17 protein-coding genes are annotated in these 14,605 nt (G+C 44.1%); 9 read left to right on the top strand and 8 right to left on the bottom strand.

The features are described 5' to 3' along the window. The first annotated feature begins 31 nt into the window (after nt 1–31). From QLH32_RS06785 to QLH32_RS06805, 5 genes are all read left to right on the top strand, one after another. Nucleotides 32–340: a DUF3144 domain-containing protein gene (locus QLH32_RS06785; protein WP_283268795.1), complete on the top strand. Its 309-nt coding sequence runs from the start codon at nt 32–34 to the stop codon at nt 338–340. A 184-nt stretch (nt 341–524) separates the two neighbouring features. Beyond that, on the top strand, nt 525–1,181 hold the full coding sequence (lipB, locus tag QLH32_RS06790; protein ID WP_283268796.1) for a lipoyl(octanoyl) transferase LipB: 657 nt from the start codon (nt 525–527) through the stop codon (nt 1,179–1,181). 81 nt (nt 1,182–1,262) lie between these two features. After that, nucleotides 1,263–1,796 carry a hypothetical protein gene (locus QLH32_RS06795; protein ID WP_279959422.1) on the top strand — a complete coding sequence of 178 codons (534 nt, stop codon included), beginning with the start codon at nt 1,263–1,265 and terminating at the stop codon, nt 1,794–1,796. A 1-nt stretch (nt 1,797) separates the two neighbouring features. After that, nucleotides 1,798–2,982 carry an iron-containing alcohol dehydrogenase gene (locus QLH32_RS06800; RefSeq protein WP_283268798.1) on the top strand — a complete coding sequence of 395 codons (1,185 nt, stop codon included), beginning with the start codon at nt 1,798–1,800 and terminating at the stop codon, nt 2,980–2,982. A gap of 253 nt (nt 2,983–3,235) precedes the next feature. Then, nucleotides 3,236–4,645 (top strand): APC family permease, encoded by a 1,410-nt coding sequence (locus QLH32_RS06805; protein WP_267982244.1) that lies wholly within the window; start codon nt 3,236–3,238, stop codon nt 4,643–4,645. A 54-nt stretch (nt 4,646–4,699) separates the two neighbouring features. Here QLH32_RS06805 and QLH32_RS06810 read toward each other — a convergent pair whose 3' ends face one another. Continuing rightward, on the bottom strand, nt 4,700–5,254 hold the full coding sequence (locus QLH32_RS06810; protein WP_283268800.1) for a flavodoxin family protein: 555 nt from the start codon (nt 5,252–5,254) through the stop codon (nt 4,700–4,702). A gap of 117 nt (nt 5,255–5,371) precedes the next feature. Here QLH32_RS06810 and QLH32_RS06815 point away from each other — a divergent pair, with 117 nt between their 5' ends. Next, entirely contained in the window at nt 5,372–5,752 is a 381-nt protein-coding gene (locus tag QLH32_RS06815) for a winged helix-turn-helix transcriptional regulator (protein ID WP_283269300.1), read from the top strand. 8 nt (nt 5,753–5,760) lie between these two features. Continuing rightward, nucleotides 5,761–6,141 (top strand): VOC family protein, encoded by a 381-nt coding sequence (locus QLH32_RS06820; RefSeq protein ID WP_283268802.1) that lies wholly within the window; start codon nt 5,761–5,763, stop codon nt 6,139–6,141. A gap of 13 nt (nt 6,142–6,154) precedes the next feature. Here the strand turns inward: QLH32_RS06820 and QLH32_RS06825 are convergent, their stop codons facing one another. The 5 genes from QLH32_RS06825 to lolA form a co-directional block, all read right to left on the bottom strand. Next, nucleotides 6,155–6,634 carry a tRNA (cytidine(34)-2'-O)-methyltransferase gene (locus tag QLH32_RS06825; RefSeq protein ID WP_283268803.1) on the bottom strand — a complete coding sequence of 160 codons (480 nt, stop codon included), beginning with the start codon at nt 6,632–6,634 and terminating at the stop codon, nt 6,155–6,157. Between the two features lie 37 nt (nt 6,635–6,671). Then, on the bottom strand, nt 6,672–8,045 hold the full coding sequence (cysG, locus tag QLH32_RS06830) for a siroheme synthase CysG (RefSeq protein ID WP_283268804.1): 1,374 nt from the start codon (nt 8,043–8,045) through the stop codon (nt 6,672–6,674). A gap of 67 nt (nt 8,046–8,112) precedes the next feature. Next, nucleotides 8,113–9,384 (bottom strand): serine--tRNA ligase, encoded by a 1,272-nt coding sequence (gene serS / locus QLH32_RS06835; RefSeq protein WP_283268805.1) that lies wholly within the window; start codon nt 9,382–9,384, stop codon nt 8,113–8,115. A gap of 116 nt (nt 9,385–9,500) precedes the next feature. Beyond that, the gene (locus QLH32_RS06840) at nt 9,501–10,262 is read right to left on the bottom strand and encodes an RsiV family protein (RefSeq protein WP_283268806.1); all 762 of its coding nucleotides are present in this window, start codon (nt 10,260–10,262) and stop codon (nt 9,501–9,503) included. 399 nt (nt 10,263–10,661) lie between these two features. Beyond that, nucleotides 10,662–11,357, bottom strand: a complete 696-nt coding sequence (lolA, locus tag QLH32_RS06845) for an outer membrane lipoprotein periplasmic chaperone LolA (protein ID WP_283268808.1) — start codon at nt 11,355–11,357, stop codon at nt 10,662–10,664. Between the two features lie 290 nt (nt 11,358–11,647). On the opposite strand from lolA, the gene QLH32_RS06850 reads away from it, so the two are divergent. Next, nucleotides 11,648–12,517, top strand: coding sequence for a pirin family protein (locus tag QLH32_RS06850; RefSeq protein ID WP_283268810.1), 870 nt, complete (start codon nt 11,648–11,650; stop codon nt 12,515–12,517). A gap of 70 nt (nt 12,518–12,587) precedes the next feature. Here the strand turns inward: QLH32_RS06850 and rpmA are convergent, their stop codons facing one another. Both rpmA and rplU read right to left on the bottom strand, forming a co-directional pair. Beyond that, the gene (gene rpmA / locus QLH32_RS06855; RefSeq protein ID WP_004640422.1) at nt 12,588–12,842 is read right to left on the bottom strand and encodes a 50S ribosomal protein L27; all 255 of its coding nucleotides are present in this window, start codon (nt 12,840–12,842) and stop codon (nt 12,588–12,590) included. A gap of 17 nt (nt 12,843–12,859) precedes the next feature. Further along, nucleotides 12,860–13,171, bottom strand: coding sequence for a 50S ribosomal protein L21 (gene rplU / locus QLH32_RS06860; RefSeq protein ID WP_004652230.1), 312 nt, complete (start codon nt 13,169–13,171; stop codon nt 12,860–12,862). Nucleotides 13,172–13,627: 456 nt separating this feature from the next. On the opposite strand from rplU, the gene sdsA reads away from it, so the two are divergent. Beyond that, nucleotides 13,628–14,605, top strand: a complete 978-nt coding sequence (gene sdsA / locus QLH32_RS06865) for an All-trans-nonaprenyl-diphosphate synthase (RefSeq protein WP_267982207.1) — start codon at nt 13,628–13,630, stop codon at nt 14,603–14,605.

Genomic DNA, 14,605 nt, shown 5'->3' on the forward strand with positions numbered 1-14,605 from the left:
TGTTTTGGATTTTTCTTTTAAGGAAATAAAAATGCAACACGTTGATGATGAGTTTTATGAGCGGGCTGACCAGCACATTCAATTATCCAATGAACAAATCACTGATCAAATTGGTAAAGGTAAAGTCAGTGCTTCCATGCTTTATGCTACCTCACGCTTTAATGCGTGGATCAGTGCCTGTGGATGGAATACAGGTACAGAGTTAGAACAAGCAAAAGAAGAAACCATCCAATATTTTCTAGCCGAATATAGAAAAATGCTTGAAGAAAATCTGGATGATTATATTGAAAATTTTGATGAATATATGTCTATTCCTCCAGAATCTGAAAACATCAATTAGTTATACCAATCCTCATAAATAAATTAAATTTTTACATTTCCAAGAAGACGAACACAGTTCGTCCCTACACATATATCAGATTGAATTGTAGGGGAAAACTGTGTTTTCCTTTTCTAATAATTTTTTAATTTAATTTTACAGGTTGGTATTATTTCTATAACTAAAACCTCAAAGGAAGTTTATTGTGACGAGCCTTAGTAAACCCTCCTTAATTATCCGCTGTTTCAAAGACCTACAAGACTACAGCTCGCGCTTTGAAGCCATGAAAGACTTTACGGCGAATCGCGACGAAAGCACACCTGATGAGGTTTGGCTATTACAGCATCAGGATGTCCTTACTCAGGGACAGGCAGGCAAGGCAGAACATATACTCGTACAGAGCAACCTCCCCATCGTTCAGACAGACCGTGGAGGGCAAGTGACATGGCATGGACAGGGACAACTGGTCGCCTACTTCCTGTTTGATTTAAACCGCCTGAAATGGCATGTACGCACCTTGGTCAACTTTGCGGAAAAGGCCATGATTGACCTGCTTCAACAATACAATATCCAGGCCTATGCAAAGCCTGATGCACCTGGCGTGTATGTGGACGGGCGCAAGATTGGTTCTCTTGGTTTTAAAATCCGTCGGGGACGCAGCTACCACGGTTTAGCCCTGAATGTTGACTGTGACCTGACAGGCTTCCAAACCATTAATCCTTGTGGATACGCAGGGTTGGAAATGGTACGCTTGCAAGACCTGCTTGAAGATTACCCAAGCTTTGAGCAGCTCTGTCATGATTTTGTTTGCTATTTAAAAAATACGAATTTCTTTCATGACCCTGAAGTCAAATCTGAATAAACTACTTTTCAATTTTAGAGAAATAAATTAGAGTAATTACTCTAAATTTGCTTTTGCATAATTTTAACAAGGGATACGCAAGTGATTTCGACCAAAGCAGTGAAGCCCACTTTGCAATTTGCCTACGTAAAACTCATGATGGATGTTGTTGGTCGTGGTTTAGTAATGGCAAGCCAAGTGGACGATGAAGTACAACAGGAAGTTTCCAAGTTTCCTGTTGGCTTTATACTTTCAATGAATGTTTTTCCAAATGGACCTGCATTTGTTGCGCGAGTAACAGAAGAAAAACAGTTAGAGCTTCTCTCTAACTATAAAGGCAAGCCTGATTTAACCATCACGTTCAAGCATCTTACCCATGCATTTCTGGTTTTCTCGTTTCAGGAGAGTACTGCCCAGGCATTTGCCAATGACCGTATGATTGCCGATGGCGATGTATCCAGCGCAATCCGTCTTGTGCGTTGCCTGAACAAGATGGAATCATTGATCCTGCCTAAGCTGATCGCCAACCTTGCAGTCAAGCGCTATCCAGCTGAATTAACATTAAAAGAAAAATTCACTGGCGCAAAAAATATCTACCTCAAAGTCGCACAATCATATTTCAAACGGAGCGCATAACATGGCTAAGCCTTATTACGAATTTTTCTGTCCTGTAAAGGTAATTGCTGGTAACGCCGCGTTAGAGCATATCCCGTTTGAGCTTGCAACTTTAGGCGCAAAACGCCCAATGATCATTACCGATAAAGGTGTGCGCGCCAACGGTTTACTTGGCCCAATCGAGGCGGCATTCAGCACCACTGATGCCGTGATTGGCGCAATCTTTGATGACGTTCCACCAGATTCAAGCCTGGAAGTGGTACGTCAGGCAGCGGAACTTTACCGTAAGCAAAACTGTGATGCGATTATTGCGATTGGTGGCGGTTCAGTGATTGACACCTCTAAAGCAACCAACATCCTTGTGTCTGAGGGTGGCAATGACCTGCTTCAATACTCTGGTGCGCATAATCTTCCAAAACCATTAAAGCCATTCTTCGTAATTCCAACCACGTCTGGTACAGGCTCTGAAGTCACCATGGTTGCCGTGGTATCAGATACCCAGCGTAATGTGAAGCTGGCATTTGCATCTTACTACTTGATGCCTCATGCTGCGATTCTTGACCCACGCATGACCTTGACTTTGCCACCACACTTAACCGCAATGACTGGAATGGATGCACTCACGCACTGTGTTGAGGCATACACCTGTTTAGCAGCGAATCCATTAAGTGATGCCTATGCAAGTGCAGGAATCAAGAAGATCAGTGAAAACCTGTTCAAGGTGCTGGACAACCCTAGTGATGCCCAAGGCCGTTTAGAGTTGGCACAGGCTTCGACCATGGCGGGTATTGCATTCTCCAACTCAATGGTTGGTCTGGTTCACTCACTTGGCCATGCCTTGGGTGCGGTGGCTCACCTGCCCCACGGTTTATGCATGAACCTATTCCTGCCATATGTGCTTGAATATAACAAAGAGATCAATGGCGATAAAATTGGTGAATTATTACTGCCACTTGCAGGTGCAGACATTTATGCACAAACACCTGCCAGCCAGCGTGCAGATAAAGCGATTGCAACCATTTTAACCATGCGTGACCGCCTATTCAGCCTCACCAAGCTACCACGTACCCTGCGTGAAACAGGTAAGGTAACTGAAGCACAGTTGGATGAAGTGGCTGAGAAAGCGTTAAATGATGGTTCTATCATTTACAATCCGAAAGAAGCAAGTTTGCAGGATCTACGTACAATTCTACAAAAAGCTTGGTAATTCATTTATTTAGATAAATAATTATCATTTATGAGCCCTGATCTGACCCAATGATCGGGGCTTTTTTCATTTCAGTGAATTTTTATTCATCTGTTTCTCTGCACAACTGGCAAAAAAATTGCTAAAAAAAGCGTAAAAGTACTGACAATGTTCATCAATTTACGATAGATTGGCGAACTTCTTTTTTTCTATAGGGGGGATCGTTTTCGTCTCAAACGATCCTTAAACCATAGCTGATCCTTGATCAACGATTATGAGGATAACGCCGTTGACAAATATCTCTGGGACTCCATCGGTAGCTAAGCTGCAAAAAACGCTAGGTCTCTGGCACATTATCATTATTGGCTTAGCCTACATTCAACCCATGACTTTGTTTGACACTTTCGGACTGGTATCGGAAGAAAGTCATCATCATGTTCCGACCTCCTATATTGTTGCCCTAATTGCAATTTTATTCACGTCGATCAGTTATGGTCACATGATTCGTCGTTACCCATCATCAGGGTCGGCTTATACCTATGCACAAAAATCCATCCATCCAAACGTGGGCTTTATGGTGGGCTGGTCATCATGGCTGGACTACCTGCTGTCACCAATGGTCAATATCATTCTGGCAGGCATCTATCTTGACGCATTATTCCCGAATGTAAACCACTGGGTCTGGGTGATTGTCCTGACCGCCTTTATGACTGGCATCAACCTACGTGGTGCACGTTTTGTGGCGAACTTTAACAGCCTGATTGTCCTCGTCCAGCTTATCGTGATTGCTGTATTCACCTATCTGGTCTATAGCAAGCTACAGATGGGATATAATGCTGAAGGGCCAATTACCGCAGAAACCCGTTACCAGCTCTGGAGCCTGGAACCATTCTGGAATGACCTGACTTCTGTAGGGGCATTGATTACAGGTGCAACCCTGCTGTGCTTCTCGTTTACGGGCTTTGACTCGCTCAGCTCTCTGGCCGAAGAAACCAAGGACACTGAAAAGACGCTGCCTAAAGCGATTTTCCTGACTGCATTATTTGCAGGTATTGTGTTTATTATCAGTACCTACTTTATGCAAATCTACTTCCCGAATGATCCTAAAACTTATTTTGAGGATGTTGCCGCAACCCAGCCTGACATCCTGTTGCTGGTGGGTGGTTCGTTATTCCAGTCCTATGTGCTTGCCTTTGCGATTGTGACGGTCATGGCATCAGGGATTTCTGCCCATGCAGGTGTATCACGCTTAATGTATGTGATGGGTCGGGATGGTGTCATTAACAAGAAAATCTTTGGTCATATCAGCCCGAAAACCTTTACGCCATCCTATAACATTCTGATTGTTGGATTGGTGGCATTAAGTGCAGGTTTCATGAGTCTGGATGTGGTGATTTCCATGATTAGTTTTGGTGCCCTGATTGCGTTCACATTTGTGAACCTGTCCGTGATTTCACGTTATGCCTTACGTGATGGCCGTACCAAGAACTTCAAGGACATTGTGAGCTTTGTGATTATTCCGCTCTTGGGCTTTCTCAGCGTTTTTGCCATGTGGCTTGAAATTGAAGACACGGCATTGAAATATGGCTTATGGTGGGCAATGTTCGGTATTTTATACCTTGGTTATAAAACCAAAGGCTTTAAATACAATGCCCCTCAGCATAATGAGTTTGATGACCGTTAAACTGGTTAAAATAGAAAAGGCGCTCAATGCGCCTTTTTTACCGCCTTAAAAAGCTTAGCCATGTAGCTTTTCAACAATTGATTTCACCCGTTGTGCATATAGCTTGGCGGTTTCCAAGTCCCCTGCTGGAATTTCATCGACACCTGCATCTGAGGGGGACTGAACCAATAACCCCACTGAACCACCCAAGTTGTTTATATCTTCACGTGTAGCAGCCTTGGTGTTGGCTGGAAGCAGACCCAAACTTACCCAGATACCCCCATGCTGTGAAGCTAGAGTTTGCAATTGAATCAGGGTAACCTGCTTGTCCCCATTCAGGCTTGCACTATTGGTGAAACCTGCAAACACCTTGTCCTGCCAGCCACGTGTAAACCAGATTTTTGAGGACGCATCGGCAAACTTCTTAAACTGCCAAGGTGTGGCAGCCATGTAGGTTGGTGCCCCAAAGACAATGCCCTGTGCATCATTTAAAGTTTGCCAATCCTGTTCGGTAATATCACCATTCTGGTCAATTTCGATTAAAGATGCCTCAATGGTTTGAGCAAAGGTTTCAGCAATGACTTTGGTGTGACCATAACCAGAAAAGTAAACAACTGCGATTTTTGACATAGGAGTATCCTAAATTTTTCAAAACTTCGATTTAATGATATATTTTAGAAACTAGGTGTCAATTAGTTACCAATTGGTAACTAGGGTTATAAAATGGGAAAATTGAGGGTTCCAGACATGAATCAGGCATTAAAATATGATATTTATCAGCAACATTGTCCTGCCCGATTATTTTTTGAAAAAATTGCGGACAAGTGGGTATTGTTGATCATCAATATCCTTTCCCAGGAAACCCAGCATTTCAATTTATTGAAAAAGAACATTCAGGGGATTTCCCCCAAAGTCCTTTCACAAAAACTGAAAATGCTTGAACGCGATGGCTTTATTGAAAGGCGGGTACAAAACACTTCTCCCATCCGTGTCGATTATTCATTAACCTTGTTAGGGATTGAAGTGGCGAAAATGGCATATCAACTGAAAGACTGGGCGGAAAGCAATATTGAGCAGGTGATCTCGGCCCAGCAGCGTTTTGATGCCACACAACAACAAGAAATGTGAGGTTCAATATGTATCCACAACCTTTAATTGCCGTTGCAGATGTTGAAAAAACCAGTCGGTGGTATCAAACAATACTCGGCCTGCAAAGCGGTCACGGCGGCAAGGAATATGAACAGTTGCTGTTTGAACAACGCATGGTGCTACAGCTACACCAATGGCAGGCACATGAGCATCCGCATATTGGCAAGCCTGAACGAATTGTTGGAAATGGTGTGTTGTTGTGGTTTGAGAGTGCTCACTTTGATCAGCTTGTTGATAAATTACAAGCCCATCAAGTCGAGATTTTAGAGGGGCCTAAATACAATCCTAATGCAAATCATCGGGAGATTTGGTTTAAAGATCCAAACGGTTATATTCTAGTCGTGGCAAGTCCCTATGGTGATATATAAAAACTTTTAACAATCAGGTCAGTGCTTTAAACCCCTGCTGCCGCCAGGCTTCATAAACAATCACCGCGGTTGCGTTGGAAAGGTTCAGGCTTCTTGAATTTTCAGCCATAGGTAAACGAATCCAGTTTTCCTGCGGAAACATCAGCCGCACCTGTTCAGGCAAGCCACGGGTTTCAGGTCCCATCAACAAGGCGACAGGACGATTTAAATTTACTGTATGTGGTGTGGCAGAACCTTTGGTGGTCAATGGAAAAATATCATTAATGCCAATATCCTTTGCCTTTAAATCGGCGAGGCAAAGTTCGATGTTGTCCCAAATCTGCATTCTTGCCCATTCGTGATAATCCAGGCCTGCACGTTTCAGCTTCTTATCATCCAGTTCAAAGCCCAAAGGCTTGATCAAATGGAGTTGCGCACCTGTATTGGCACATAAACGAATGATATTGCCTGTGTTGGCAGGAATTTCAGGTTCGTATAGGACAACATGAATCACTTGTTTCTCTCACTTTGTCAGGGCGCAATCATGCGCCCTACAACCATTGTAACTGTTCACGCAGACTCACCACCTCACCAATAATGGTTAAGGTCGGTGCCACGATATGATGTTCAGACACTTTGGCTGCAATATCCGCCAATGTACCCACCAGCACTTTCTGCTCAGGCGTTGTACCTTTGGAAATCAAGGCAACAGGCATACTTGGACGTTGACCATGAGCAATCAGTTGCTCACAAATACGCTCCAAGCCCACCAAGCCCATGTACAACACCAAGGTCTGATTTTCATACACCAGTTCATTCCAGGGTAATTCTGGTGAACCCTCTTTTAAGTGCCCAGTCAGGAAACGAACACTTTGTGCATAATCACGATGGGTCAGCGGAATCCCTGCGTATGCGGAACAACCCGATGCGGCGGTAATTCCAGGCACAACCTGAAAAGTGACACTAGCTTCAACCAGCTCCTGAATTTCTTCACCACCACGTCCAAAGATAAATGGATCACCACCTTTCAGGCGGCAAACGCGTTTACCCTTTTGTGCATACTCCACCAATAAGGCATTAATACCCTCTTGTGGAACGGAATGATTGGAGCGTGCCTTACCGACATAAATCTTTTCCGCATCACGGCGGCAGAGTTCCAGAATCGGCGCAGACACCAAGCGGTCATATATCACCACATCCGCCTGCTGCATTAAGCGTAAGGCTTTTAAGGTCAAAAGTTCAGGATCACCTGGTCCAGCCCCCACCAGATACACCTCACCTTTTGGAGCCGTCCATTCAGTCAACGCCTGCTGGATCAGATCATTCGCCACATCCAGATTGTCATTGAACACCTGCTCCTTTAACGGGCTGGCATACAGGTTCTCCCAAAAGATACGGCGTTCATCTGGATTGGAAATCTTTTCCTTGACCTGTTTACGCCAAAGACCTGAAAACTCAGCCAGTTTACCCATGCCATGCGGCACAATCGTTTCAATCTGGGTACGAAGTTGTCTGGATAAAACGGGCGATGCGCCATTGGATGCCACCGAAACCACCAAAGGTGAACGGTCAATAATCGCGGGAACCATGAAACGGCAATGCGGAATATCATCAACACTGTTGACTAGAATATTGCGCTGCTCGCATTGTTCAAAGACCGCCTTGTTCACTTCAGGCTGATCGGTTGCGGCAATCACCAAACGATAACGTGTAGCAAGAATACTTTCAGAAAAAACAGCCTGAATATATTGCCCCATTGATTTGTAAATAAGCTGGCGTAACTCAGGCTCAATCTCAGGTGCAATCACATCGACAATCGCACCTGCCTTCACTAATAAACTTGCTTTACGGTAGGCAATATGCCCACCGCCAACAATCAGACAACGTTGCTGCTGCAACTTTAAAGAGATTGGGAAAATTTCCACGATATGCCTCTAAATTTTAAATCTGATTGGGCTAAAGCAAAAACTATGCACAAAATGGATGCACAGTTTAATCAATATAGCTTGCACCGCCCATATATGGACGTAAAACCTCTGGAACCTCAATTGAACCATCAGCACGCTGATAGTTTTCCATCACTGCAAGCAAGGTACGACCCACCGCCAGACCTGAACCATTCAAGGTATGCACCAATTCGATCTTCTTTTGATCAACACGGTAGCGCGCTTTCATGCGACGTGCCTGAAAATCGCCCATATTTGAGCAGCTTGAGATTTCACGGTAAGTATTCTGGCTTGGTACCCACACTTCCAGGTCATAGGTCTTGGTTGAACCAAAGCCCATGTCACCACCACAGAGCAAAATCTTGCGGTAAGGTAAACCCAATGCCTGCAAAATGCCCTCTGCATGTGCTGTCAGCTCTTCCAGTGCCTGCATTGAGTGCTCTGGTTTCACGATTTGCACCATTTCAACCTTGTCAAACTGATGCTGACGAATCAGGCCACGAGTATCACGCCCGTAAGAACCTGCTTCACTACGGAAACATGGGGTATGCGCTGCATATTTCAGTGGTAAACGGTCAGCATCCAAGATTTCGTCACGCACAAAGTTGGTGACAGGCACTTCTGCGGTTGGGATCAGGTAATACTCTTTCTCACCTTGAAGCTTGAACAAATCTTCTTCAAACTTAGGCAACTGCCCTGTACCACGTAAGCTATCTGCATTGACTAGATAAGGTACATAAGCTTCGGTATAACCATTTTTAAGCGTATGCGTATCCAGCATGAACTGGGTTAATGCACGTTGTAGGCGAGCCAAAGGCCCTTTCAATACACTAAAACGTGAACCTGTCAGCTTGGTTGCGGTTTCAAACTCAAGACCACCCATCCATTCACCAAGATCGGTGTGATCCTTGATTTCAAAGTCAAACTGGCGCGGTGTGCCCCACTTTAAGATTTCAAGGTTGTCACTCTCATCTTTCCCTTCAGGCACAGACTCATCTGGCAAGTTTGGAATCGCCAGTGACTTCTGCTCAAGCTCAGTTTGCAGCTCAGCCAAAGCCACTTCAGCAGCCTTGATTTCATCACCAATGGCAGCCATACGTACCATGATCTCAGAAGCATCACCACCTGACTTTTTGATTTGACCGACCTGTTTGGCACCCGCATTACGCTCTGCCTGCAAGTTTTCAGCCTTGGACTGTAAATCTTTACGGCGCGCCTCTAAATCCGCCCATTCCTGAACATCAAGCTGAATACCACGTTTTGCCAAAGCGGCATTGACCGCTTCAATATTATTTCTGAGTAATTTTGGGTCGATCATAATCAATCATGAATAGAAAAAAACTGGCTATAGTGTAAGGCTTTAACCTGAAAAAATACAGTAATAGACAACAAAGACTCAGCATCCACACACGATATGTCGATGCTGAATACTGGCTAAACAGGCTCTTTCGGCAGACTTGGCAGATATTGCGGCTTAATAAACTGTTTGGCGGCATAATATGGCAGGGTCAGCTCGCTCATCCCCTCGGCGTACGAAGCCAACTCATACAGCGGATAGACAAACACTATCCCATTGACACCATAATAATAGTTGTCACTGACCTGCAACTGCTCTTTCTTGATGTTATGGTCCTCCAGCCAATTCTGATTCGAGGCATATAACTCATCGCGTAGTTTTTGGTTCATGTCAGGTTTAACCAATTCACTTACAGTAATGTGTTTTTTATTGGACAGGTCAAAATTGACAAATTCCTGATGCGACATGCCATGTGCCGCACCCGCAGGGTAACTATAGGTCTGAATTGCAAAAGTCGCCAAATTATAGTTTTGCCCTACAAAACGCACATAGGTGCTACTTTCACTAAGCGAGGGTTCATCCGCTGGCACCTTGACTTTTTGGTCTGCAATGTTGGCAAAGGCATTCGGCTCTGCCTTTTTCATACGATTGATAAAATATTCATCAATCCATTTTTGCTTGGTCTCTACCGTTTGCAGGTCATAACTGGTACAACCATCTTCCAGACACAACTTTTGTTTAGGAATCTTGACCGCCACAACTTTGGCCTGAATCAATGGAATATCGACTTTTTCAGCAGTAGCTGCCGATTGTTCCTTTTTAGGTTGGCAGCCAGCAAGTGCAATGACCGTAAGTATTGGAATGAGTGGAATCAATTGTGATCTTTTTACTATTTTCATCGCTATGCAAGTCTCCAGAATTTTTCTTCACTATACAAAGCCTTGTAGCTAGATGAAATTAAGAAATGTATCTATATCGCGCCCAGCAAAAAGCCGCAACAGATGCGGCTTTTTTAGGGTCTGTTGACATTTCACAGATGCTTGCGACAGAGGACGTTTTTTAGACGGTACAAGGCATGTTTTGCGAAATTTAGTCATTCTAAATGAGCAAGACATAACGCAGTAGCGGCAAAAAATGTCCCTGTCCCACAGGGTTATGGCTAAAACTGCCCCAAACTTCGTTATGAAACTTGACAAGGGAGTCGCCATTGCCTACGTTTCATGCCTTGTTTGTGTGGTTTTAGCCTATAACGCAATGCATGGCTGAAATGTCAACAGACCCTAACATGGTCAAATTCATTACTGGTCAATAATATCTGTACCTTTTGGCGGTTCAAAGTTAAAGACCGATGCTGGAATAGCTGGATTCACCTTAATATTGCTAAAACGCACATAAGTGGTTTGGCCCAAGGAATCCTGCAACACCATCAAGTTCGGCGCCTTATTGGCACCAAAGCTAATGGTTAGGCTTTGGAATGCGCCATCCTCCTGTTTTGGATACAAGGTATAGTACAGCTTGGTTCGGTCAGGCTGGGTGACACGGTAAGCATCCATAATCTGGTTGGTATTACCTGACAATAATAGTGCAGGCGTATTGGCCACCTGATCATCCAGACTTTGGCGTACCGCCTGCTGTAAATCTGGATCATAAATCCAGACCACCTTGCCTGTGGTCACAATGGTTTGTTTCGCGGGACTGGTGGTTTCCCAATAGAATTTTCCAGGACGCTCAACTTTCATCACACCCTTAAAGGTCTGATTCATGTGCTGGGCTGTTAAGCCTTTTTTCTGTACAGTTTTATTATTGGTGGTCTTGGTGCTTTGTTCAAAATCTGCGGTCAATCGTTGCAGGCCAGCCAACTGCTGTACCAGACTGCTAGTTGCCTGCTGAGCCGATGCAGCCACAGGTGCGGCAAACACCTGACTTCCCACAACAGGGGCAAGCGTGATGGCACTTAATGTTGCGGCATAAGCTATTTTTTTTACGAAATTCATAAAATGAACCTTCTATCAGATTTCTACTGTTATGACGACATCTTACTGTTTTTGATCACGAAAAAAATGAAGAAATACACAGGTTTTGTGTGTTTCGTGTCGCAAAGTCCTGCATTATGTATGAAGTTTCTGCCTTTATGTAGAGATTGTAAGTATAAAAAACTGCTTTTTACTCAATAATCCGATATTCATGATACCTGTCTTATAAACCTCGGCATAGGGATCAACGCGAATTGTATGGCATGCTATATTTGTATGAACACACAGTGATTCAATGCAAGAAATATATTATGAAAAGCCTTGCCTTTCTCCATCGTAATGATACCCGATTTGCCATTGGTGACTTCTATCCTGCACTATCTGTATTTTCCTATCATGAACTCGGCAATACCACTTCCCCATTTCTACTTCTGGATCATCTGGGACCAGGTCGTTTAGCACCGAAAAGTAATAAAAAAGGCGTGAATCAGCATCCCCACCGTGGTTTTGAAACTGTGACCCTCGTTTTTGCAGGTGAATTGCAGCATCAGGATTCAACAGGTGCTGGCGGGATCATTAAAGCTGGTGATGTGCAGTGGATGACCGCTGCTTCAGGGGTAGAGCATATCGAGCAGTTTAGTCCCGAATTTCGCGAACGGGGTGGCAACTTTGAGATGGTGCAATTGTGGGTCAACCTGCCAGCCAAAGATAAGATGTTGGCACCACGTTATCAGGGCTTGGCTGACCACGCTATTCCTAAAATCTTATTGGAAAACGATGCAGGTTATGTTCGGGTCATTGCTGGCGGGTTTCAAAATACACAAGGGGTTGCACAGACATTTACACCCATGAATGTGCTTGATCTACATTTGAAAAAAGGACATCAGATGATACTTCCAGCCGGTCAAGGTGACACAACACTGATTTATTTGCGTAGAGGCAAAGTTCGGTTTGCGACTGATGAAGACCTTTTAGAAGAACAAGGAATGGCCGTCATGTCAGCCTTAGGTACAGATGTTGAAATCACGGCACTGGAAAATTGCGATATACTATTTCTATCTGCCCAGCCCCTACATGAACCCATCAATGGTCATGGCCCTTTTGTCATGAACACCTATGATGAAATTCTACAGGCCTATGACGATATTAAGACAGGGAGATTTGGAAAGAAATCCAGCTAAATCTTAAGTATTGAAAAACGCCATGCATAAAAAAACCTGCTCAAAGCAGGTTTTTCTGAACCATTAAAGCTTAAGCTTCAACAGTTACATAGCGACGGCCAAACTGACCTTTCACTTCAAATTTCACTACGCCGTCAGCAGTAGCAAATAAAGTATGGTCACGGCCCATACCAACATTTGCACCAGCGTGGAACTCAGTACCACGTTGACGAACGATGATGTTACCAGCAGTTACAGTTTGACCACCGTAAACTTTAACACCCAACATCTTAGGATTCGAATCACGACCGTTCTTCGTCGATCCACCGGCTTTTTTAGTTGCCATGTCTATTTACTCCTGTGTTAGCCTGCGATACCAGTAATTTTCAACTCGGTAAACCATTGACGGTGACCTTGTTGCTTACGGTAGTGTTTACGACGACGCATTTTGATGATGCGGATTTTGTCGTGACGACCATGGCCAACTACTTCTGCAGTTACTTTTGCGCCAGCTACAACTGGAGCACCGATTTGAATGTTGTCACCGTTTACAACCATTAATACATCATCAAACGTAATAGTCGCGCCAGTTTCAGCTTTCAATAATTCTACTTTAAGGGTTTCACCCTCAACAACACGGTGCTGTTTACCACCGCTTTGGATTACTGCGTACATAATGTACTCCAACATGCCCGTGTCGTCGTGCCGATAAAGGGATATACCGATCTTAAGACGAACGCCACTGGGGTTATACAAGGCGATAGATTTTAAGTGAAAATTGATCAAAAAACAAGTGATTTTGCACAAATGCGCCGATCAACAAATGAGCTATGGATTTCATAATAAAATCAAACAGATTGAGAATACGTTGTTTTTATTGATTCTGATCGGGTTTTGCAATACATTCTAAAAAACCAATTGCGACAATAACAAACTGTGTTCATATAAAGTCACACATACTATGGTATAAAGCTTGGGTTTGGCTATTAAAGACCACTTTTTTGTCTAACGAAAGCCCCAAAATCATCGCAATGATTTAAATGACTGATTACACAGCCTGTATAACTGTTTAGCAACAGACACATTGATACACTTAACATTATATTTCACCTGTACGAGGTTTTTCTTCATATGGTTATCGATTTTAAGCAAGACATTCTCTCTCCAGTAGCGACAGATTTTGCTGCGATGGATCATTTGATCAATGAAGGAATCAGCTCCAAGGTTGGCCTGGTCATGTCAGTCAGCAAGCATGTGGTTGAGGCTGGCGGTAAACGTATGCGCCCGATCATGTGCCTACTTGCGGCACGTGCATGTGGTGTAGCCAATATGCAGCATGCGCAGCATCTGGCTGCCATTATTGAAATGCTGCATACCGCGACACTGGTACATGATGATGTTGTGGATGAGTCCAGCCTGCGCCGTGGCAGGCCCACTGCCAATGCAACCTGGAACAACCAGACCGCCGTTCTGGTCGGTGACTTCCTGATTGCGCGTGCCTTTGATTTACTGGTGGATTTAAACAACATCACTTTACTCAAGGATTTCTCCACAGGAACCTGTGAGATTGCGGAAGGTGAGGTTTTACAGCTTCAGTCCCAGCACCAGCCAGAGACCACTGAAGAAACCTATCTAAGAATTATTCATGGTAAAACATCACGCCTGTTTGAACTGGCAACTGAAGGCGCGGCTATCTTGGCGGGTACTGAAGAATACCGTGAGCCACTACGCCGCTTTGCGGGTCACTTTGGCAATGCCTTTCAGATTATTGACGATATCTTAGACTACACCTCCGATGCGGAAACACTGGGTAAAAATATTGGTGATGATTTAATGGAAGGCAAACCGACTTTACCGTTAATTTCAGCATTGGCCCACTCCACTGGTGATGACCATGCGATTATTCGTCGCAGCATTGCAACAGGCGGTGTGGAACATTTGGATAAAGTGATTGAAATTGTTCATCACTCAGGTGGCCTGGATTACTGTCAAAAACGTGCCCAACAAGAAACGGATGCCGCTTTAGAAGCGCTTAAAGCACTTCCAGATAATGAATATCGCCAGGCACTGATGAACCTGACCTTAATGGCCTTACATCGACTACAATAA

The sequence above is a fragment of the Acinetobacter corruptisaponis genome, assembly GCF_030053775.1.
Classification (GTDB): domain Bacteria; phylum Pseudomonadota; class Gammaproteobacteria; order Pseudomonadales; family Moraxellaceae; genus Acinetobacter; species Acinetobacter corruptisaponis.